The organism is Skermania piniformis, assembly GCF_019285775.1.
GTDB lineage: Bacteria > Actinomycetota > Actinomycetes > Mycobacteriales > Mycobacteriaceae > Skermania > Skermania pinensis.
The window spans coordinates 1490816-1511567 of the sequence record NZ_CP079105.1 but is presented as its reverse complement, the minus strand read 5'-3'; the positions used below and the strand labels follow the sequence as shown (position 1 = coordinate 1511567).

Genomic DNA, 20752 nt, shown 5'->3' with positions numbered 1-20752 from the left:
GGATCGGGGTCCCTGTCCGGCGGAACCTGGCGCTGGGGAAGGGCGTCAGGGTCCATCGGGCAGAGGCCGCGAGCCACTGTCCGGCGGGTGGCTAGACGATTCCGTCCAGCGACTCGTCGATCGCCTGGGAGTACTCCTCCTCGTTTTCCGCGAGATAGGTCTCCCAGGCGGTCCGGTCCCATATCTCGAGGAAATCGACGGAACCGATCACGACGCATTCGCGTGACAGGTTCGCGTACCGCCGGTGGTCGGCGGACAGCGTGATCCGGCCTTGCGCATCCGGATGCTGTTCGTCGGTGCCGGCTGCCAGGTTCCGCACGAAAGCGCGGGCCTGCGGATTGCTCCGGGACGCGGCAGCGGCCCGGCGCGCGAGAGCGGCGAACTCCTCCCGCGGGTACACGGCCAGGCTGTGGTCCTGCCCTTTGGTGACCATCAACCCTCCTGCCAGTGCATCGCGGAACTTGGCGGGCAGCGTGAGCCGGCCCTTGTCGTCGAGCTTGGGCGTGTAGGTGCCGAGAAACACTCAGCACCTCCCGGAATGGGGTCCCTGCTCGTTTGCTGTCCGCCACATTACCCCACTTTCCCCCACATGCAATCCATACAACGGGTTCGTCGCCCGAAATCTGAGTTATTTTCGCAGGTCAACGGTAGTGGGGCACGGTGGGGGAAAGAAACGCCGAAAGTCGTGGCGCCTCTCCGTCGCAACGCACAGCACAGTCGCATCAAGGCGATGACCTGCATAAACGACCCGCCGGTGGTTGCCGAAACGAGATCGAAACCAGGCTGGTGGGATCAAGTGGGGGAAGGTGGGGAATCGGGGTGCCGGCAGGTTGCAGCGCCCGCTGGCCGACCGGTTGCCGGCCGGGGCCGCCCTGCCGGAGAAGACATCACGAACCGCACGATCGGACCGGTACCGACGATGGACCGGTACCGACGACAACGGCGCCGCACCATCGAATGGTGCGGCGCCGTTCAGCCGGGTTTGGGCGGGGCTACTCCTGCTCGAACCTGCGGCGGAAACGATCTTCCATCCGGGCCGAGAAGCTGCCGGAGCGGCGGGGCGGGCTCGCCGGCGAGTCCGGTGCCGACTTCGCCCGACCGCCCAGTAGCAACACGCCGGCGCCGAACATGACGATGAAGCCGATCAGGCTGATCACCGGGAAGTCGCCGAGCTTCACCGGGAGCGTGATGCCGGCGACCAACAGGACGAGACCGACCGCGAACAACGCGATTGCCTGCAAACGTCGCCGACTGGAGGCCCGCCGCAGTCTGCTGCCGCGCACAGACGACACGAACTTGGGGTCCTCAGCGTAGAGCGCGCTCTCGATCTGATCGAGCATGCGCTGCTCGTGGTCGGAGAGTGGCACAGTACCTCCCCCGGCGTCCGGGCCGTGGCGGTCGCCCCTGGTCAGGCGACAGACAGCTGATGTCAGCTATCTAGAGACAATGATACGAGGTCGATCTAGGCGGTACCACATAGTCTATCCACAAGGTGGTCGCACGATTCTCATTCTGCCCGACCGTCGCCCCTCCGGCGCGTCGGCATCAGGCGGTCAGATCCGACCCCCAGCGGTCCAGGGTGCGCAGCCGGGCACCGTCGGCAACCAGATCGTCCACGTCATGCAGGAACGCACCGACCCGGGCATAGAACTCGTCCGCCGCCTCGGCCGACACCGGCCGGGAAATCCCCGCCTCCAGCGCCGCCCGGGTCTCGGAGTAGCCGGAGAAATAGTCCGACCACATCACGAACTCCGGCGCCGCCTTCGCCAACCGCACCCAAGCGCTGCGCGAACGCTCCCGACCACTGCGGCCGCTTTCGGTTGCCGCGAGTACCGCCGCCGCGCCGCGCAACGCAGAGAGATAGGCGGCCAGGAACCGTTCGCGCGGGTCGTCCTCCCCCGCCGCGGCCGTCAGCAACCGATCGGCACGGTCCAACAACATATGCGACCGGGCCGCGACCGGGTCCGGGACACTGCGACCAGCCATCTCGCTCCCTCCTCCAGGATCGGACTTTCCCTCGCTCGGACCGAGCAGCAAACCGCAATCGAACGATCGATCACCGGAGCACTCGACTCGAACATTCTTTCGACAGATTGAATATACCGACACCCACCGACAGAAGCCCGAGACGAACTGCGACGGACCTGGACCAGACCGACGATGGCCCGCCCCCACCTCAGCCGCCCGGCCGGTACCGACCACCGGCCGGTCATCGTCGATCTCTCGGCGCACCGGATGCGGATCCGGATGCGCGACGCGCTTGCGGTGTACGTCGCAGCGATGGGCTATCCGCGCGGCACCGAACAGCACCGCGGCCCGATGTGGCTGGAACACATCGGGCGGCGGGGCTGGCAGGCGGTCGGGGCGCTGCAGCCCGATTCGACCGGCCGGTGCGATCCGGACACCGCGCCGCTGCTCGCGGTCGGCTACGGCTATCACGGCCTGCCGCAGCAATGGTGGTACCAGCAGGTCGACGAAGGAATGCGCCGAGCCGGCTGGCGCGAGCTCGACATCCGTGCCGTGCTGGGCGACTACTTCGAGCTCACCGAACTGCACGTCCATCCGGCGGCGCAGGGCCGCGGCCTCGGCCAGGCGATGGCCGTCAGGTTGCTGGGTTGCCGCCCGGAAAGCTCGGTGCTGCTGTCCACCCCCGAGATCGAGTCCGAGGACAACCGCGCCTGGCGGCTGTACCGCCGACTCGGCTTCGGCGACGTGGTGCGGCGATTCGGCTTCGCCGGAGACAGTCGACCGTTCGCGGTGCTCGGCCGGTCGCTCCCGCTGGACAACCCGCCTGCGGACCGCTGGTGAACGAGCCGGCAGGGTCACAGCCGGTGGACGTCGCGATCGTCGGCTCCGGACACAACGCCTTGGTCGCGGCCTGTTACCTCGCAGCCGCCGGACGGTCGGTCACGGTGCTCGAGCGGGACCGGGTACTCGGCGGGGCGGTATCCACCGTCGAACGCTTCCCCGGGCACCGGGTCGATCGTGGCTCGTCGGCGCACCTGATGATTCGGCACACCGGCATCGTCGACGAACTCGGCCTGGCCGAGCACGGGTTGCGGTACCTCGATTGCGACCCGTGGGGATTCGCCCCGGCCGAACCGGGCAGCGGCAGCCCGCCGATCGTGTTCCACCGTGACCTCGACGCCACCTGCGCATCCATCGCGGCAGCCTGCGGCGAACGGGACGCGGACGCCTATCGCCGGTTCGTCGGGCTGTGGGGCCCACGCAGCGCGCGAGTGCTGGACGCGTTCGGCGTCACGCCCGGGCCGCGGCTGATCCGCGCGTTCTGGGGCCTACCCGCGCCCGACGGTGGCTCCGCGCTCTCCCGCGAGTTCCTGACCAGCGGTGACGCCCTGCTCGACGAGATGTTCGACAGCGAACGACTCAAGGCCGCCCTGGCCTGGTTCGGCGCCCAGTCCGGCCCGCCGATGTCCGAGCCGGGCACCGCGCCGATGGTCGGCTTCGCCGCGCTGTTGCACCGGATCCCGCCCGGCCGCGCGGTCGGCGGCAGCGGTGCGCTCACCGAAGCACTGGTGTCCCGGCTGCGCGCCGCCGGCGGCAGCATTCGGCCGGAGACGCCGGTGATCGCACTGGTCCGTAGGGGGACCGGCTGGCGGGTCCGGACCGCCGACGGCGAGCTGTCCGCCCGCCGGGTGATCGCCGGCTGTCACCTGTTGACCACGCTCGATCTGCTGGCGGCGGGCGGCTTCGATCCCGCGGTGCTGGCCGGCTGGCGCCGCCGGGCGCGGGTCGGACCCGGAATCGGCATGGTGGTCCGCGCCGCGACCGCCGCGCTCCCCCGGTACCCGAGCGTGCCCGAAGAGTTGTCCGCGACCGGGCTGCAGCTGCTGGTCACCGACCGGCACCAGCTCCGTCGGGCGCACGGTGCCGCGCTGGCCGGGGAACTGCCGCCCCGGCCGGCGGTGTTGGCGATGAGCTTCTCCGCACTGGACCCGAGCATCGCCCCACCCGGCGAACACCAGCTCTCGCTCTGGGCGCAATGGCACCCGCGCCATCTCACCGGGGGTCGGGACTGGGCGGGCCTCGCCGAACCGGCCGCAGTCGCGATCGTCGCCGAACTGGACCGGTACGCGCCCGGTGCGGCCGCCGAGATCGGTCGGCGATACGTCCAGACCCCGGCCGACCTGGAACGCGAACTCGGCCTGATCGGCGGCAACGTCATGCACCTGGAGATGTCGCTGGACCAGATGCTGCTCTGGCGACCGCTGCCCGAGCTCGCCGGCTACCGCGTGCCGGGCGCTCCCGGGCTCTACCTGACCGGCGCCTCCACCCATCCCGGCGGCGGCGTGTCCGGCGCCAGCGGACGCACCGTCGCCCGGCTGGTTCGGGCCGACCAGCGGCTGCGGTGGCGGCACTGACCCGCAAACTCCAGGTCGCCGACGAACCGGCTCATGCCAGACCCCTGGGTGCGGGCAACGACCATCGCCGCGCGAGCGCCGTCATCCGGACGGCGAACACCAGACCGACCGCCGCGATCTGCCACGCGACCAACACTCCCCCGATCGCGTTTCCGATCGCAACGATCACCGCCCCGGCGATGGCCGGCAACGCGTAGATGTCGCGGCGGAGCACAAGCGGAATTTCGCCGAGCAGCACATCGCGCAGCAGTCCCCCGCCGAAGCCGGCGAGCGCGCCGAGCGTGCACGCGCCGGCCGGGCCGAGGCCGAGGTCGAGCGCCTTCTGCGTACCGGTCACGGTGAACAGGCCCAGGCCGGCAGCGTCGAGAACCAGCATCGGCCGGCGTAGCGCGGCAAACCTCGGATGCCACACGAACACGATGAGCGACGCTGCCAGCGGAACGGCGAGGTAGACCCAGTTCTGCAGTGCGGCGGGAGGCGTTGCGCCGAGCAGCACGTCACGCATCAAACCGCCGCCGATGGCGGTGCCGGTGCCGACGACGAGCACGCCGAACACATCGAGTCGCGCATGGACGCCGGCCAGCGCGCCGGACAGAGCGAACACGAAGACACCGGCCAGATCCAGCACCGCCAGGGTGGTCACGGTCATGCGAGCGGGTGTTCGATCCCGTTGACCAGGTTCGTCTCTCGATCACGTACGGCTAGCGCTACCTCGACAAAGCGGGTAACCAGAGACGTGGCGCGCCCGGTCCAGGCCAGCGCGACCACCGACCGGGGAGCGTCGGAGATCGGCACGTGCTCGATGCCGGGAAAGGGCATGAACCGCGTGGCCGCGGCCGCGGTGATCGCGACTGCTCGCCCGGACGCGACGATGTGGGCCTCTTCGGTCACCGATCCGACCGGGACGACCACAGCAGGCGACTCGGGTGCACGAAATGCGGCCAGCGTCCAAAACTCTCTGCGGGCCGGGTCCTCGAGCTCACTCAGGGTTACCGAATCGTCGAGAAGTTCGCCGGCACGGACCGACTCCCGCCCGGCCAGCCGATGCCCCTTCGACACCAGGGCGACAAGCGGCTCGGTAAACAGCGACACCGTACGCAAGCCGGGCGTCGACACCGGTAACCGGATGATCGACACGTCGGCGGACCCACTGATCAATCCGGCGTCCGGATCGGCGAGGGAGTATTCGCGCGACGCCAACTCGACGTCGGGGTACCGGGACCGGAACTCGCTGAGTATCGGCTCGGTGAGCTCGAGCGCGGCACCGACGGTGTAGCCCAGATGCAGGGTGCCCGAGACCGCTCGTGCGCGGCGCAGCGCCTCGGCCTCGGCGTGGTCGAGTGCAGCAAGGGCGGCGACTGCGCCATCTCGGAACGCCCGGCCCGCCGAGGTCAGTTCGACCTTGCGGGTCGTCCGGGTGAACAGGGCGGCGCCGACCTCGTCCTCGACCTCGCGGATCAAGCGACTCAGGGCTTGTTGGGCAAGGAACAGCCGCGCGGCCGCGCGGCCGAAGTTGAGCTCCTCAGCCAGCACGACGAATGCGCGAAGTTTGCGAGTATGCAGATCCACGGCGTAGAGGATCATAAGGCGGGCGCCCGAGCGCAGTCAGAGAAATGCTTTTCCCTCGCCCCGGTAGGTGGGCACGGTGGCGATCACCCGATCTCCGTCGACGACGTGCAATTCGTCGACGCGCTCACACAGCTCGCCGGCCTTCGCGTGGCGGAACCACACCCGATCGCCGATCGACAGCGCGGCTGCCCCGGGACCGTGCAACGGCGTCTGCGCCTCTCCCGCCCCTTCGAGCCCGGTCAACGACAATCCCCGCGGCCACGACGGCGTCGGTAACCGATCGGTTCCCACCGCGCCACTGGCGACCCATCCACCGCCGAGGACGGTGGCGTAGTCCGGTGTCGGTTTGCGCACCACCGACAACACGTAGAACGCGGCAGGCTGCGGACGAAAGCCGCGATAGGTGTCGAACAAGGTCGGGCAGTACAGACCGGAACCCGCGGCGACCTCGGTGACGGCCGGCTCGGACGCGGTCAGTTCGATACTGCCGGTCCCCCCACCGTTGACGAACTCCAGCTCGGCGACGTCCCGGACCGCGGCGATCGCGGCCGCGCGACGCGCCCGCAGCTCCCTCCCCGACGCCTTCTGCATGCCGCGGATCTGGAGTCGGTGCACGATCGAGCCGACGTTGTCGCCGACTCCGGCGATCTGCCCTTCGTAGGCCATCACTCCCACGAGCCGGAACCGTGGCCGCTCGACGATCGAACGCGCCAACGCGGCCGCATCACCCGGCGAATGGACCGGCGAGCGACGCACGCCCAGATGGACCCGCCCGCCCAGCAACCGCAACGACGCGTCGAGGTCGATGCACACCCTGATCGGTGGTCCATCCGGGGTGGCGCGTTCGATCAGGTCGAGCTGGCCGACGTCGTCGATCATGAGCGTCACCCGGGAAAGCAATTCGGTGTCGGTGGCGAGCCGGCGCAACGCCGCCGGATCAGCAGTCGGGTAACCGACGACCACGTCCCGCATGTCCGCCGCCAACCACAACGCCTCCGCGAGCGTGAGCGCCAGAACACCACGGAAGCCGGGGCGTCGGAGTACCGCGTGCGCGATCGCCCGACAACGCACCGACTTCGACGCCAGCCGTACCGGTTTGCCGCCGGCACGCGCAACCAGAGAGTCCGCGTTGGCTCTCAACGCCCCCGCGTCCACCACCGCGAACGGCGGCTCGAGATCGGCGGTGGCCCGCGCGAGCCGGTCGTAGCCCACCCCGGACAGCGACCTCACCGACCCCAGATCCAGGGCTGTCATCACTGCACCTCGATTTCTCTCGTCATATTTCGATCGGGTACCGGGGACCGTGTCGACGCAGCCACCGGCGAGTACGCGACGGCTGCTCCCCATCGGCTGTTCCTCAGGCACCGAAAATTCGGCGGATGTGGTCGTTGGCGAAAACGCCATCAGGGTCATAGTCGCGCCGGACGGCTTGGAAGGTGTCCTACTCCGGGTAGCGACCGGCCAAGTCCGCGGCGTCGAGCGAATGCCGTTTGCCCCAGTGTGGCCGCCCGTCATGCTCGATCGCGATGCGCTGAAACGTCTCGAAGTACGGTTGCCACGGCATCCCTTGGTACATGTGGACCGCGACGTAGGCCGTCTCGCGGCCGAACGACGGACTCAGCAGCGATGCCTCGTCCGCGGCCACGAACCGGACTTCCAGGGGGAAATTGACCGCCAATCCCTGGCTGTCGATCTCGGCCTGAATCGCGCGGACGACATCCCCACACGCCGCACGAGGCACAGCCCATTCCGACTCGGTGAGCCGCACCAGCCGCGGGCTGGAGAACACCTCGTGACTCACGTCGACCCGGCTGCCCGACGATCCGAGAGCGGTCATGGTCCGATTCAAGCGCGGAATCTGCGTCGGCCACCGCCGGCCGGCCCTGCTCAGGACATCCAGGACAAAGTTCTCGACAAGAATCTCATCGATGTACGCCGCAGCGCGGCCCGGCGGGTTCGCCGGCTCATCGGTGCGGTTGGTCGACTTGGTCAACGCGTCGCGGGCGTACGGGAAAAAGAAGAACTCGAAGTGATCGTTGCTGTCCACGTGCTCGTCGAGTTCGGCGAGCACCCGGGTCAGCGGAAGTTTCGCGCGCTGCTCGCGCAGCCGGAACGACGGCACGGTCGCAAGCGTGTAGGCAGTGATGATGCCGAGCGCGCCGACCCCGACCCGGGCTGCCCGCAACTCGTCGCCGGTGCTCAGCTCCACGACCGACCCATCGGCTTTCACGAGCTCGATCGACTCGACCGTGGTGGCCAGGTTGCCGAGTTTGCGGCCGGTCCCGTGCGTCGCGGTCGAGATCGCGCCGGCCGCACTCTGGACGTTGATATCGCCGAGGTTGGGCATGGCCAGCCCGTGCGCGTCGAGCAGACGGTTGAGCTCGTGGAGTCGAGTGCCGGCCCCGATCCGGACCAACCCCGTCGCGGGATCCACGTGGTGCAGTCCGGCGAGGTTGTCGAGTGAGATGAGCGTGCCGTCGGTCAGAACGTTGTCACCGAAGGAATGCCCGGCACCGACGACCCGCACCGTCCGGCCGCGGTTCGCTGCCTCGGTAACGAGCCGGGACACCTCATCCACGGTCGCAGGACGGGCAAATTGTGCCGGAAAACAAGTCTGGTCACCTGCCCAGTTGGTCCACATACACCTAGCTTCGCGGCTACCGGATGTGCTGTGAAACACCAGCATGGTGACCCACTCACAACATTTCTGTTGTCAGTGCGGCCACCGTCCACGGCCGAGCCCTGCCGGCTCGCTACGATCGGCATTCCCGGCGACCCGCAGTTCACCCGAAACCGGACACGGAGCTCCAGCCTTGCCACGCACCGACGACCGAACCACCGCAGATCGCCGCACCGAGGATCGCGGTATCGACGCGCTGACCCGCCGGTACCAGGCGAATCGCCGGGTGCAGGAATCGCGGGCGGTGCGGCTGCTGGCCACCACCAATCTGGCCACCTACCTCACGCTGATGGAACGCCACCTCGACGACGGCCAGATCGCCGAGACCGACCTCGCCGCCCGGCTGGACCGCGACCTGCGCCGACTGGGCACCACCAGCACCGAGCTCAGCGGGCTACAGCTGATCAAACTCTGGGCGTCGCAAGGCTGGCTGCACCGGGTGTCCGAGCAGATCGGCGGCCGATCGCGCAACGTCTGTTCGCTGACCCCGGACGCCCGGACCGCGCTCGATCTCGCTCGACGGATGCGACGCGAGGACACCGTGGCCACCGGCGGCTCGATCGCCGGGATCGCTGCCGGGCTCAAACGGGTGGCGGTACAGGTCGGCGCCGATCCGCAGCAGATCCGCGAAGAGCTGACCGAACAGATCGAGATCCTGACCGCGCAGCTCGCCGAACTCGATTCCGGACGACGACCGGAACCGAACCTGATCGATGTCGAGGACGACGCCCGCACCCTGGCAATGCAGATGGAACAGGTGATCACCGACATCGGTCGCTACAGCGACATGCTCAACCGGGTCACCAGCCGGCTGCTCGACGAACACGGCGACACCGACAGCGGCTACCGAGACCGGCAACGCCGACTGTTCGACGACTACGACCAGCTGTTCGCCTCCCGCGAGCGCAACTCCTACACCGCGTTCACCCGGATGATCCACGATCCGCGGCAGCGAACCCGGATGACCGGGGACATCGCCACGATCACCGCGGCGCTGACCGAGTTGGACCCCGAGCTGCGGCAGGTGATGCTCGGCTTCTTCCGCCGGGTCGCTCAACAGATCGACGAGGTCGGCCGCACCGACCAACGCTGCGCCCAACGGATCAAACGATTCGTCGCGGCGGGAACGCTGGAACACAACCGCGGGGTGGCCCGGCAGATCAACGACGCACTCGCCGCCGCCGGCGAGTTGCTGAACGTCTCGCTGGCCGATTCCCGACTGGATTGGAGCGTGCCGCTGGCCCGGCCCGCCATCACCTCGATCGGCGCCGTGACCTTTCGGATTCGGGATGCGGCGCCACCGCTGCCGGCCGAGTCCGAGACCACCGAGGTCGACCTGGCCGGCTTTGCGGCGATGGGCACCCAGGTCGATGTGACCGCGCTCGCCGGCCTGGTCGACGCAGCGCTCGCCACCGGACCGCTGTCGCTGCCGGATGCCGTCGGATTGCTCGATACCGCGTACTTCGCCGACCTGATCGTCCTGTGGTCGTGGGCCGCCGCCCAGTCCGAACCGGGCCGGTCGGTGCCCTCGGTGCCGGTGCGGTTCACCTCGACCGACGGTGTCGATCGACGCATCGACCTGCCGGCATTGAGCTTCACCCGTCCCGTCGCCGACCGCGGTGAGGCCGAGACATGAGCCGGCCGGACGCCGGCGGGACCGGAGTCGATTTCGAGGCGTTGCCGGTGGTCGGTGGTGCCGGCGGTCCGGAGCTGGGCCGTCAGTCCGGGCCCCGGTTCGACGGCGACGTCAGCGAGCTGCCCGACCGCGCCTGTTGGGCCCTGCAGAACCTGCTGACCAACCGCTACCTGACCAAGACCGACCAGCCCCAGCTGTGGTCCTGGGTGCAGGATCACCGCACCCAACTTGCCGTGCGGCTGTCCGAGCTCGATCTGCGGTTACGGATCGTCGACGAGCTCGATGTCGTCTTCGTCGAACAGGCCGACTACGACTCGCCGTGGGGCCGCAAGCTGCTCCGGCGGGAACCGCTGAACACCTACGACTCGATCCTCGCGCTGCACCTGGCGAAGCTGATGCGCGCCGCGCGCGACGAGCACGTCGTGATCAGCCGGGAGGACATCCACGAGCTGTTCGCCGGGGTGCACAACGACACCGACCGAGACCGGTCCGCGTTCGATCGGCGGATCGACGAGGCGATCGAGAAGCTGGAACGGATCAAGCTGCTCGGCCGCAGCGGCGACGACGAGACCAGCTACATCATCAGCCCGGTGATCACCGCGGTGATGACCGCCTCGATCGTGACCGACCTGCAGCACCAGTTCGAGCGGTTGCAACGCGCAGCCGGTACCCGGAACGACAGTGGCGACCGAACCGAAGGAAACGCGAGCGCGGAAGGCGAGCACGACATCGATGCCGAGTGACCCGAGCAGCCAGTTCCACCTCGATCGCCTCCAGGTCGTCAACTGGGGGGTTTTCGACGGCTATCACTCGATCCGGTTCAGCCCCGGCGGGTCGCTGATCACCGGCGCTTCGGGCAGCGGCAAGTCGTCTCTGCTGGATGCGATCTCGCTCGGCTTCCTGCAGAACAATCAGCGCAACTTCAATGCCTCCAGCGATACCACCGCGGCCGGTTCACGCAGCGGCAAACGCACCGTCGACAAGTATGTCCGGGGTGCGTGGGGCGAGCGGCGGGACGGCGCCGGCCGGGCCGTGATGTACCTGCGCGGGGTCGGCCCGACCTGGTCGGCGGTCGCCGTCACCTACCGCAGTACCACCGACTCGGTGACCGGCCTGGTGCTGAAATGGTTCGCCTCCGGCGCGATGACCGATCCGGAAAGCCGGTTTCTGCTCGCCGACGGCGAACACGATATTCGCGACCTGTGCAACGACTGGGCGGCCGGCGGCTACGAGCACGCCGTGCTGACCCGGGCCGGATTCGTCGGCGGTCGGCACGAACACAAATACCTGTCCAGCCTGTACGCCCGGATCGGCATCCGCGGTTCCGATGCGGCACAGCAACTGCTCGGCAAGGCCAAGTCGCTCAAGAGCGTCGGCGGCCTGGAGCAATTCGTCCGGGAGTACATGCTCGACGAACCGCAGAGTCTGGCCCAGATCGCCGAGACGCTCAAGCAGATCGATCCGTTGGTGGCGGCACGCACCCTGCTCGACGTCGCGCGGCGGAAACGGACTGCTCTCGGCGACATCGCCGAGCTGCAGGTCCGTTACGCCGTGGAATCGGCCGACCTGGGCATCGCCGACACCATCGACGATGCGATGGTCACCGCCTACGTCGACCGGTTGCGGCTGGCTCGCTGCGCCGCGGAGATCGCCGACCACGACGCCGAGATCGACGAGCTCGGCGGCCGGCGCGAGGAGGTAGCCGGCCGGCAGCAGACACTCGCCGCCGAGCACGGCGAACTGATCCTGCGGATGAACAGCGTCACCGCCGACCTGGCTCCGCTACAGGCGCGGCTCGCGACCGCCGAGACCCACCTCGCCGCGGTGGCCGCCCGCCGCGCGGGCTACGACCGTGCGGTCGCGGCGCTCGACCTGCCGGTGCCCGACAACGCGGCCGAGTTCGAGTCGACCCGGGCCGGCATCGTCGAGGAGGCGGGCCGGCTCCGCCGACACGCCGAGGGCCGGCACGAGGCCATCACCACAGCGTCCGCCACCGCCGGCCGAGCGCGCGAACGCTGCGACGCGGTCGCGGCCGACCTGCACCGGGTACGCACCCATCGCAGTCCGCTGCCCGAGGCCGAGCAGCAGATGCGCGCAGCGATCGCCGCCGCGATCGGGATCGACCCGGCCCAGCTGCGTTACGTCGCCGAACTCGTCGAGCTGGCGCCCGAGCAGGAGCGCTGGCGGGTCGCCGTCGAGAAGATCCTGCGGCCGGCCGGGCTCCGCCTGCTGGTGCCGGACCAGCACTATCGCGCGGCGCTGCGCCACGTCGACGGCCAGGACATGCGCGGGCGGATCCAGCTGTATCGGGTCGAACCGGGTCGCCGCCCCCGCCCGGCCGCACCGGAGACCCTGGCTGCCACGTTGCGCGCCACCGACCCGACGCACGACAGCGCCGCCGAGGCGCTCGACATCGTGGCCGCGGTCGCCGATCACGTCTGCGTGGACCATCCGGACCAGTTCGCCCGGCACCCGCGCGCCGTCACCGATCAGGGGTTGCGCAAGGACAGCGCTCGGCTGGCGATCAAGGACGACCGGGCACCGCTGCGGCGATCGGCCTACATCTTCACCGGCGACCTCGACGCCAAGCTCACCTCGCTGCAGGACGACCTCGACGAGGCACGGGCCGCCGCCGAAGCGGCCGAACGCACCGCCGACGAGCTCTGGCGCAGCCATAGCCAAGACCTCGACCGCGCGGCCCGCTACACCCGGGTGGCCGACCAGTTCACCCGCTGGGACGAACTCGACCTCGACGCTGCCGAGGACGACCGGAGTCGGCTGGCCGATCGACTCGACGACCTGCTCGCCGCCAACCCCGACGTCGACGTGCTGCGGGAGCAGGCGCAGGCGTTGTGGGATCAGATCACCGACGTCCTCGGTCGTTCCGGGGTGTTGGATGCCCGGATCGGCGCGCTCGACGCGCGCCGCACCCGTCTGCTGGATCTGCCGGAGACATTGACCGCCACCTCGGTTCCGGACACCGCGATCCGGCTGCTCGACCGGCATCGGGCAGAAGTCCCGGTCGAGCTGGACCTGCTGGCACCGAGACCGTTCCGCGACGGACTGCTCGGTGCGGTACGCCGCGAACGGGATCAGCTGCGGGAGAACCGGCGCCGGTCGAAAGCGCAGCTGAGCCAGATTCTGGCCGGCTACGACGAGCAGTTCCCCGACGCGATCCCGAACGACAGCGACAACCTGGACGAGCGGGTACACGACTACGTCGAGCTGGCCCGGCGGATCGACGAGCGCGAGCTGCCGGAGGCACACGACCGGATGCTGCGGCTGATCACCGAGCAGGCGCCGGAGGCGATCATGCGGTTGCACCTGCACGCCGATCAGGAGGCGCACCGGATCAGCGACCAGGTCACCCGGGTGAACACCGGGCTGAGCGCCGTCGAATTCAACCGGGGCACCCGGCTGCGGCTGCGGGCCGACGAACGCCGGCTGGCCGCCGTCGACGAGTTCCGGACGATCGCAACCCGGATCTTCGAGCGAGCCCCTGCGGTGACCGCCGGCGACGACAGCGCGATCTTCGACCAGTACGCCGACATCCTGCGGCTGCGCGAGACCATCGCCGGTCCGACCCCGGAGGCCAAAGCCTGGACCCGGGACGCACTCGATGTGCGCAACCGATTCGTCTTCTACTGCGAGGAGTCCGCGGCCGACACCGGCGAGGTGATCAAGACCTACAGCAACGCCGGCGACAACTCCGGCGGCGAGCAGGAGAAGCTGATGGCGTTCTGTCTGGCCGGCGCGCTGAGCTTCAACCTCGCCGACCCGGACCGCGACGACAACCGGCCGGTCTTCGCGCAGCTGATGCTGGACGAGGCATTCTCCAAGTCCGACCCGACGTTTGCCCGACAGTCGCTGACCGCGTTCGGCAAGTTCGGTTTCCAACTGATCATCGTGGCGACCGTGCAGAACACGACCACGATCCAGCCGTACGTGGACAGCGTCGTCATGGTGTCCAAGACCGCTGCCGACACCCCCGGTGCGCGGCCGGTCGCGTCCGCGACCACCCGGACGATCACCGAGTTCGCCGAGCTCCGCCGATCCTTCGCCGGGGCCGGACCACGGCAGCTGTGACCCTGCTGCTCGCCCTCGGGTGTGTCGCCGCGCAGATCGGCTACCCGCTGTCGCACGGCGGGACCCGGGATTGGCTGACCGTCGCGGTGGTCGGCTTCGGTGCCGCTGCCGCGCTGAGCCATGCGGCCGCGACCCGCGGCGTCCGGTTCGCCGCCGCATTCGGTGCAACTACTGCGGGGATCGGGTTGGTCGCCGAAGCGGTCGGCACCGAGACCGGATTCCCGTTCGGTTGCTACGACTACGCCGTCGGCCGGCTCGGCCCGGATCTCGCCGGCGTCCCACTGGTGATCCCGCTGGCCTGGACGGCCGGCAGCTACCCGGTGTTCGTCGTCGCCACACTGGTCTGGCGACGCAGAGCGACCCGCATTGCCGCGATCGCCACGGCGATGACCGGTTGGGACCTCTACCTCGACCCGCAGATGGTCGCCGACGGGCAATGGAGCTGGTGCGCCGCCGGACCGACCCTGCCCGGGCTGGGCCCGCTGGCAATCCCGTACTCCAACTACCTGGGCTGGCTGATCGTCACAGCGGTGATGGCGACCGTGATACTCGCCCTCGCCGACCGGGCTCGGCCGGCGACCGGCAGTCCGGCGGTTCCGGTCGGGTTGTTCTGCTGGACCTGGCTCGGCTCTGCGGTGGCACACGGTCTGCTGCTCGGCAACCCGAACCTGCACTGGTCGGCGCTCTATGGTCTGGTCGGCATGGGCACACTCGGAGTGCCGCTGCTGCTGGCCTGGTCGCGCCGCCGGTCGATCCGTCGAACCGACATGGCACGATAACGGTTGTGCTGCGCTCGACGTCTCCCACTCGGATCCGCCGCATCGCGTCGATTCTCGGCTTGGCGCTGATGCTTGCCCCGTTGCTCGCCGGCTGCTTGCGGGTCCAGGTGTCGATGGGGATCTCCGCCGACGACAAGGTCTCCGGGCAGATCGTCGGCGCCACCCCACCACGCGACGAGAACGACAAGGGCCCGCAGATGGAGGTGCCCGATTCGCTGGGCGGCAAGGTCCGGGTACAGGAATACAACCAGGACGGCTATGTCGGCAGCCAGGCATTCTTCAGCGGACTGTCGTTCGGCGACGTCCCGTCGCTGGGCCAGCTGTTCGATCAGTCGCAGGGCCTGTTCCAGATCCAGCTGACCCGGACCGGCGATCTGGTCTCGCTGACCGGTCGGGTGGATCTGAAAAAGGTGCCCACCGAGGGCAGCGACGTCCAGTTCACGATGGCCTTCCCGGCCCGGGTGGCAACCACGAACGGTATCCGGGACGGCGATTCGATCGTCTCCTGGAAGCTGCCGGCGGGCGACGTGACCAACATCCGCGCCGAGGTGCGGTACGCCGATCCGAACACCCGTGACTTCGCCGGTTGGGCCGGGATCGTCGTCGGCGCGACGATCGGCGTGACCGGGATCGTCGCGGCTCTCGCCTACCGCACCCGCCCGCGCCAGCCGATCGTCGGTGCCGGTGACGGCAGCTCGGACCGGTGGCAGCAACAGCCGCGCTGACCGCCCGGGTGGCGCCGGCCGGCACCCTGCTCGCGCTGTCCGGGTTGGCGATCGCCGCGCTCAACCTGATCACCATGCCGCGGTTACGACCCGGCGCGGCCGTGCTCGAGCCGGTACTGGTCTGCATTCCCGCACGGGACGAGGCGCACCGCCTGCCTGATCTGCTGGCCGACCTGCAACGGCAACGGGGGGTGCCGCGGTTGCGGGTGCTGGTGCTCGACGACGCCTCCGCCGACGGCACCGGCGAGCTGGCCCGCCGGACCACCGCCCGCGACGATCGATTCGAGGTGCTCACGGGTTCCGGCGAGCCGCCGCCGGGCTGGACGGGCAAGGCCGCGGCGTGTGCCCGGTTGGCCGAGCACGCACGGCCGACCGAGGTGCTGGTTTTCCTCGACGCCGACGTGCGCCTGACCGACCAGGCGATCGCGGCCGCGGTGGCGCGGTTGCGCCGGCGGGGTACCGGGCTGGTGGCACCGTGGCCGCGGCAGGACGCCCGGACGCCGGCCGAACGGCTGGTACAGCCGCTGCTGGCCTGGTCGTGGAGTGTCAGCCTGCCGATCCGGCCGGCGAATCGGTCCCGGCGCCGGTCCACCGCGGTGGCCTGCGGCCAGTTCCTGGTGTTCGATCCGACCGCGTACCGGCGGGTCGGTGGGCATGCCGCGGTGGCCGGATCGGTCACCGAAGATCTGGATCTGGCGCGGGCGCTGCGCGACGCCGGGGTATCCACCGAGCTGGTCGCGGCGAACGGTCTGGCGTCCTGCCGGATGTATCGCGACGCGGCGGAATTGACGCGCGGCTATTCCCGGTGGTTGTGGTCGGCCTACCCCGGCCCCGCCCACGCCGCGGTAACCGCCCTGCTCACCCTCACGTATCTGGTCCCGCCGCTCGCCGCACTGACCGGGGCCGGCCCGACCCGACGCTGGGGCGTCGCCGGTTACACCGCTGCGGTCGGTTCCCGGCTGCTCGCGCGGCGGCTGGAAGGTGCCGGCTGGGACCCGGCTGCGGCGCTGCATCCGGTGTCGGTGCTGGCCTATCTGCTGCTCGGAGCCCGATCCCGGCGGGCGGCCCGGACCGGCCGACTCACCTGGCGGGGCCGACCACTTCCGGCCCGGCGACGAACAGCAGCGAGAGCTTCTCGTGGCTCTCGCTAGGCCGACGCGACCCCTACCCCACCGCCCCGCGCCCCGTAGCCCAGATTGGCCAGCACCTCACCGGTTGCCTTGGCGAAGTTCAGCGTGATGAAGTGCAGACCCGGCACCCCCTCGTCGATCAGCCGCTGCGCCATCACCGTTGCCACCTCGATCCCCACCTCGCGTACCGCGGCTCGGTTCTCCTCCGGACCGTCGCCGGCCGCGGCCGTCAACCTGCGTTCCAGATCGGAGGGCAACGCCGAGCCGGACAGCCGCAGCATCGCGCGCACCGAGCGCAGCGAGGTGATCGGCATCAGCTCCGGGATGATCGGCTTCATCGCCTCGACCGGATCGGCCGCCGCGACCCGGTCACGTAACCGCAGATAGTGCTCGACATCGAAGAACACTTGCGTGATCGAGTACTCCGCGCCGGCGCGCAGCTTTCCCACCAGGTACTTCGTGTCGGTTTCGAGGTCCGGCGAGCGCGGGTGCCCCTCGGGGAACGAGGCCACCCCGACATGGAAGTCGCCGAGCTCGCACACCAATCGGACCAGTTCGTCGGCGTACTCCACCCCGCCCGGGTGGCGCCGCCACTCACCGGTCGGGTCACCGGGCGGGTCACCGCGCAACACCAGAATGTTGCGAATGCCGCGGTCGGCGTAGGCGCCGACCATCGACCGCAACTCGCCGATGTGATGACCGACCGCGGTCAGGTGCGCGACCGGCAGGAGCGTGGTCTGCTCGGCCAACTCGCCGGTGACCCGCACCGTCCGATCCCGGGTGGAACCGCCCGCACCGTAGGTCATCGAGACGAAGGCCGGGCGCATGCCCTCGAACACCCGCACCGCCCGCCACAGCCGCGACTCGGCGGCCCCGTCTCGCGGGGGCGAGAACTCCACCGAAAACGGTGGCAGCGCCCCGGAACACGCATGCAGCCGCTCGACCACCGTCGGAACCGGCGAACCCACCTCACCACGCCCGTCCCGGCCGCGCTCCACCACCACGCGAACAGTCTACGGCGGCCGATCCGTGCAACAGTGCCGCGCCGACTAGGCTGACCGGGAATCGATCCCGAGGAAAGGCCGACGTGCGCACCGACACCGTGCTGCCGATCACCCGGTCGGCATTCCCAGCGGCGGTGGATGCCACGCTGGCCGACTACTTCGTCGCGCGCCGGTCGGCGGTGACCGAGATCGGCGCCGACTTCGCCGAAGCCGTGGCCGAGCTGGAGTGGTTCGCCTTGCGCGGCGGCAAACGGACCCGGCCCGCGTTCGCCTGGACCGGCTGGCTCGGCGCGGGCGGGGCCGCGAGCGGACCGGCCGCGGCCGCGGTCCTGCGCGCGTGCACCGCGCTCGAACTCATCCAAGCGTGCGCGCTCGTGCACGACGACATCATCGACGGGTCCCGCAACCGCCGCGGCTTTCCCACCGTGCACGTCACCTTCGCCGCACAACATGCCGATCGTGGCTGGTCCGGCGGTGCCGCCCGGTTCGGCGTCAACACCGCGATCCTGCTCGGCGACCTGGCCCTGGCCTGGGCCGACGACATGCTGCACGGGGCCGGCCTGGATTCGGCCGCCCTGACGCGGGTGCAGCCGGTGTGGTCGGCGATGCGCACCGAGGTGCTCGCCGGACAGCTGATGGACGTGTTCGGCGAGGCCGGTACCGACGAATCGGTGCGCACCGCGATGCGGATCAACCGGTACAAGACCGCCGCCTACACCGTCGAGCGGCCGCTGCACCTGGGCGCCGCGATCGCCGGCGCGCCGGCCGACCTGATCGCCGACTACCGCGCGTTCGGCACCGACATCGGGATCGCCTTCCAGCTGCGCGACGACCTGCTGGGGGTGTTCGGAGACCCGGCGGTGACCGGGAAACCGTCCGGCGACGACCTGCGCGAGGGCAAACGGACGGTGCTGCTCGCCGTTGCCCTGCAACGGGCCGATGCGACCGATCCGGCCGCCGCCCAGCTGCTCCGGCGCAGCATCGGCACCGATCTGGACGACGCCGCCGTCGAACGCCTCCGCACGCTGATCACCGAACTGGGCGCGGCCGACGACGTCGAGTCCCGGATCGCCGAGTTGACCGAGCGCGGCCTGACCACGCTGCACCGCAGCTCGGCGACGCCGGCGGCACAGGCCGAACTGACCGCGATGGCCGAGGCCGCTACCCGGCGCAGCGCATGAGTCGGCTCCGCAGCGTTGCGGGCCGAACCGATCGGGTGGTGGTGGTCGGCGCCGGGCTGGCCGGTCTGGCCGCCGCCTTACACCTGATCGGCGCCGGCCGCGACGTCACCGTGGTCGAGCGGGCCGATCACCCGGGCGGGCGAATGGGCCGCTACCGGCTGGCCGGGCGCGACGGCTCGGACTACGCGATCGACAACGGCGCGACGGTGCTGACCATGCCCGGGCTGATCGACGAAGCCCTCGCCGCCGTCGGCAGTGATCGCGCGGCGGTAGGTCTGCAGATCGTGCCGCTCGCCCCCTCCTACCACGGCCGCTTCGCCGACCACTCGACGATCGACGTCTACGCCGACCCGGACCGGATGGCGGCCGAAGTGGCCCGGACCTGCGGGCCGGACGACGAACGCGGCTACCGCCGACTGCGTGCCTGGCTGGCCACGGTGTTCGAGACGGAGTACGGACCGTTCCTGGACGCGAACTTCGACAACCCGCTGGACATGCTCGCCGACCCTGCTGCGCTGGCTCGGTTGGTCCGACACGGCGGCTTCGGCCGGCTCGGCCACCAGGTGGACCGGCGGATCGCCGATCCCCGGTTGCGCCGGCTGTTCACCTTCCAGGCGCTCTACGCCGGGGTCGCGCCCGACCGCGCCCTCGCCATCTACGCCGCGATCGCGCATATGGACACCTCGCTGGGTGTTTTCTACCCGATCGGCGGGATGCACGCGGTGCCGGCGGCCCTGGCCGCGGCGGTCACCGCGGCCGGCGGGCAGGTCGTGCTGAACACCGAGGTGACCGGCATCGACTACGCCGGGCGGCGCGCCCGGGCGGTCCGGACCACCGCCGGGGTCCTGGATTGCGACGCGGTGGTGCTGACCGCCGACCTCGGCTCCGCCGACCGATTCGGCGTGCGGATCCGGCGCCCGTTGCGCGCTGCACCGTCGGCGGTGGTACTCCACGGCACGATCCCGACCGCCGTCACCCGGCACTGGGCGGCACAGGCACACCACACGATCGATTTCGGCGCCGCCTGGCAGACCACGTTCGCCGAGATCACCGCCCGCCACGGCCGGGTGATGGCCGACCCGTCACTGCTGCTCACCCGACCCGCGCTGACCGACCCGGGGCAGCTGCAGCAGCACGCCGACGGCGATCGCGAGCCGCTGTCGGTGTTGGCGCCGTGCCCGAACCTGAAGTCGGCGCCGTTGGACTGGGACCGGTTCGGTCCGACCTATCAGACCGAACTGCTGGACACGTTGGAAGCGCGGGGCTACCCGGGCGTTGCCGCCGGATTCGCCGTGGACCACCTCGACACACCGGCCACGTGGCACGCGCAAGGCATGGTGGCGGGGACCCCGTTCGCCCTCGCGCATGTATTCCGGCAAACCGGTCCGTTCCGTCCTCGTAACCTGGTTCGCGGCCGCGACAACCTGGTCTTGGCCGGTTGTGGCACCACGCCCGGCGTCGGCGTGCCGACGGTGCTGCTGTCCGGCAAACTGGCGGCAGCGCGAATCACCGGCGAGCACTCGACCCGCTCGACCGGCGATCCGGTCGGAACCCACTAAACTCATCGGTCGACCTGCTCG

18 protein-coding genes are annotated in these 20752 nt (G+C 70.0%); 10 read left to right on the top strand and 8 right to left on the bottom strand.

Translation table 11 applies throughout. The features are described 5' to 3' along the window. Nucleotides 1–91: 91 nt before the first annotated feature. From mraZ to KV203_RS06995, 3 genes are all read right to left on the bottom strand, one after another. The gene (gene mraZ, locus KV203_RS07005; protein ID WP_066473110.1) at nt 92–523 is read right to left on the bottom strand and encodes a division/cell wall cluster transcriptional repressor MraZ; all 432 of its coding nucleotides are present in this window, start codon (nt 521–523) and stop codon (nt 92–94) included. 469 nt (nt 524–992) lie between these two features. Then, complete coding sequence (locus KV203_RS07000) at nt 993–1367, bottom strand: DUF3040 domain-containing protein (protein ID WP_066473108.1); 375 nt, start codon at nt 1365–1367, stop codon at nt 993–995. Between the two features lie 178 nt (nt 1368–1545). After that, nucleotides 1546–1986 carry an SAV_6107 family HEPN domain-containing protein gene (locus tag KV203_RS06995; protein ID WP_083530238.1) on the bottom strand — a complete coding sequence of 147 codons (441 nt, stop codon included), beginning with the start codon at nt 1984–1986 and terminating at the stop codon, nt 1546–1548. A gap of 174 nt (nt 1987–2160) precedes the next feature. On the opposite strand from KV203_RS06995, the gene KV203_RS06990 reads away from it, so the two are divergent. Together KV203_RS06990 and KV203_RS06985 are read left to right on the top strand one after the other, a co-directional pair. Continuing rightward, nucleotides 2161–2808 (top strand): GNAT family N-acetyltransferase, encoded by a 648-nt coding sequence (locus tag KV203_RS06990; RefSeq protein ID WP_066473085.1) that lies wholly within the window; start codon nt 2161–2163, stop codon nt 2806–2808. Between the two features lie 23 nt (nt 2809–2831). Next, complete coding sequence (locus KV203_RS06985; protein ID WP_066473278.1) at nt 2832–4382, top strand: phytoene desaturase family protein; 1551 nt, start codon at nt 2832–2834, stop codon at nt 4380–4382. Between the two features lie 31 nt (nt 4383–4413). Here KV203_RS06985 and KV203_RS06980 read toward each other — a convergent pair whose 3' ends face one another. The 4 genes from KV203_RS06980 to KV203_RS06965 form a co-directional block, all read right to left on the bottom strand. Then, the gene (locus KV203_RS06980) at nt 4414–5031 is read right to left on the bottom strand and encodes a trimeric intracellular cation channel family protein (RefSeq protein ID WP_066473079.1); all 618 of its coding nucleotides are present in this window, start codon (nt 5029–5031) and stop codon (nt 4414–4416) included. Then, nucleotides 5028–5951 carry a LysR family transcriptional regulator gene (locus KV203_RS06975; RefSeq protein ID WP_169797533.1) on the bottom strand — a complete coding sequence of 308 codons (924 nt, stop codon included), beginning with the start codon at nt 5949–5951 and terminating at the stop codon, nt 5028–5030. Before KV203_RS06975 ends, KV203_RS06980 begins: the two co-directional genes overlap by 4 nt. A gap of 36 nt (nt 5952–5987) precedes the next feature. Then, the gene (locus tag KV203_RS06970; RefSeq protein ID WP_066473075.1) at nt 5988–7205 is read right to left on the bottom strand and encodes an amino acid deaminase/aldolase; all 1218 of its coding nucleotides are present in this window, start codon (nt 7203–7205) and stop codon (nt 5988–5990) included. Between the two features lie 187 nt (nt 7206–7392). Beyond that, complete coding sequence (locus tag KV203_RS06965) at nt 7393–8637, bottom strand: D-arabinono-1,4-lactone oxidase (protein ID WP_246600657.1); 1245 nt, start codon at nt 8635–8637, stop codon at nt 7393–7395. A gap of 127 nt (nt 8638–8764) precedes the next feature. On the opposite strand from KV203_RS06965, the gene KV203_RS06960 reads away from it, so the two are divergent. The 6 genes from KV203_RS06960 (at nt 8765) to KV203_RS06935 (ending at nt 17008) form a co-directional block, all read left to right on the top strand. Continuing rightward, a complete protein-coding gene (locus tag KV203_RS06960) occupies nt 8765–10267 on the top strand; it encodes a DUF3375 domain-containing protein (RefSeq protein WP_246600647.1) in 1503 nt (500 codons plus the stop codon). Next, nucleotides 10264–11010 (top strand): DUF4194 domain-containing protein, encoded by a 747-nt coding sequence (locus KV203_RS06955; RefSeq protein WP_066473073.1) that lies wholly within the window; start codon nt 10264–10266, stop codon nt 11008–11010. Before KV203_RS06960 ends, KV203_RS06955 begins: the two co-directional genes overlap by 4 nt. After that, nucleotides 11000–14353, top strand: a complete 3354-nt coding sequence (locus KV203_RS06950) for an ATP-binding protein (RefSeq protein WP_066473071.1) — start codon at nt 11000–11002, stop codon at nt 14351–14353. Before KV203_RS06955 ends, KV203_RS06950 begins: the two co-directional genes overlap by 11 nt. Further along, nucleotides 14350–15132 carry a carotenoid biosynthesis protein gene (locus KV203_RS06945; RefSeq protein ID WP_246600646.1) on the top strand — a complete coding sequence of 261 codons (783 nt, stop codon included), beginning with the start codon at nt 14350–14352 and terminating at the stop codon, nt 15130–15132. The genes KV203_RS06950 and KV203_RS06945 overlap by 4 nt, the downstream gene beginning before the upstream one ends. A gap of 68 nt (nt 15133–15200) precedes the next feature. Beyond that, nucleotides 15201–15857, top strand: a complete 657-nt coding sequence (locus tag KV203_RS06940) for an LppM family (lipo)protein (RefSeq protein ID WP_246600927.1) — start codon at nt 15201–15203, stop codon at nt 15855–15857. Further along, the gene (locus tag KV203_RS06935; RefSeq protein ID WP_373279247.1) at nt 15836–17008 is read left to right on the top strand and encodes a glycosyltransferase family 2 protein; all 1173 of its coding nucleotides are present in this window, start codon (nt 15836–15838) and stop codon (nt 17006–17008) included. The genes KV203_RS06940 and KV203_RS06935 overlap by 22 nt, the downstream gene beginning before the upstream one ends. On the opposite strand, the gene KV203_RS06930 is transcribed toward KV203_RS06935, so the two are convergent. Next, the gene (locus KV203_RS06930) at nt 17005–17955 is read right to left on the bottom strand and encodes a methylenetetrahydrofolate reductase (protein ID WP_157079901.1); all 951 of its coding nucleotides are present in this window, start codon (nt 17953–17955) and stop codon (nt 17005–17007) included. The genes KV203_RS06935 and KV203_RS06930 overlap by 4 nt on opposite strands. A gap of 119 nt (nt 17956–18074) precedes the next feature. Between KV203_RS06930 and KV203_RS06925 the strand changes: the two genes are divergently transcribed. Next, nucleotides 18075–19172, top strand: coding sequence for a polyprenyl synthetase family protein (locus KV203_RS06925; protein WP_066473069.1), 1098 nt, complete (start codon nt 18075–18077; stop codon nt 19170–19172). Further along, complete coding sequence (crtI, locus tag KV203_RS06920; protein ID WP_066473067.1) at nt 19169–20731, top strand: phytoene desaturase family protein; 1563 nt, start codon at nt 19169–19171, stop codon at nt 20729–20731. Before KV203_RS06925 ends, crtI begins: the two co-directional genes overlap by 4 nt. The last annotated feature ends 21 nt before the right edge of the window (nt 20732–20752 follow it).

Excerpts from the sequence above, each read along its gene's own strand:
- KV203_RS06955 (WP_066473073.1), top strand. The coding sequence starts at position 10,264 with ATGAGCCGGCCGGACGCCGGCGGGACCGGAGTCGATTTCGAGGCGTTG.
- KV203_RS06940 (WP_246600927.1), top strand. The coding sequence starts at position 15,201 with ATGCTTGCCCCGTTGCTCGCCGGCTGCTTGCGGGTCCAGGTGTCGATG.
- KV203_RS06980 (WP_066473079.1), bottom strand. The coding sequence starts at position 5,031 with ATGACCGTGACCACCCTGGCGGTGCTGGATCTGGCCGGTGTCTTCGTG.
- KV203_RS06995 (WP_083530238.1), bottom strand. The coding sequence starts at position 1,986 with ATGGCTGGTCGCAGTGTCCCGGACCCGGTCGCGGCCCGGTCGCATATG.
- crtI (WP_066473067.1), top strand. The coding sequence starts at position 19,169 with ATGAGTCGGCTCCGCAGCGTTGCGGGCCGAACCGATCGGGTGGTGGTG.
- KV203_RS06950 (WP_066473071.1), top strand. The coding sequence starts at position 11,000 with ATGCCGAGTGACCCGAGCAGCCAGTTCCACCTCGATCGCCTCCAGGTC.
- KV203_RS06990 (WP_066473085.1), top strand. The coding sequence starts at position 2,161 with ATGGCCCGCCCCCACCTCAGCCGCCCGGCCGGTACCGACCACCGGCCG.
- KV203_RS06970 (WP_066473075.1), bottom strand. The coding sequence starts at position 7,205 with ATGACAGCCCTGGATCTGGGGTCGGTGAGGTCGCTGTCCGGGGTGGGC.
- KV203_RS06965 (WP_246600657.1), bottom strand. The coding sequence starts at position 8,637 with ATGCTGGTGTTTCACAGCACATCCGGTAGCCGCGAAGCTAGGTGTATG.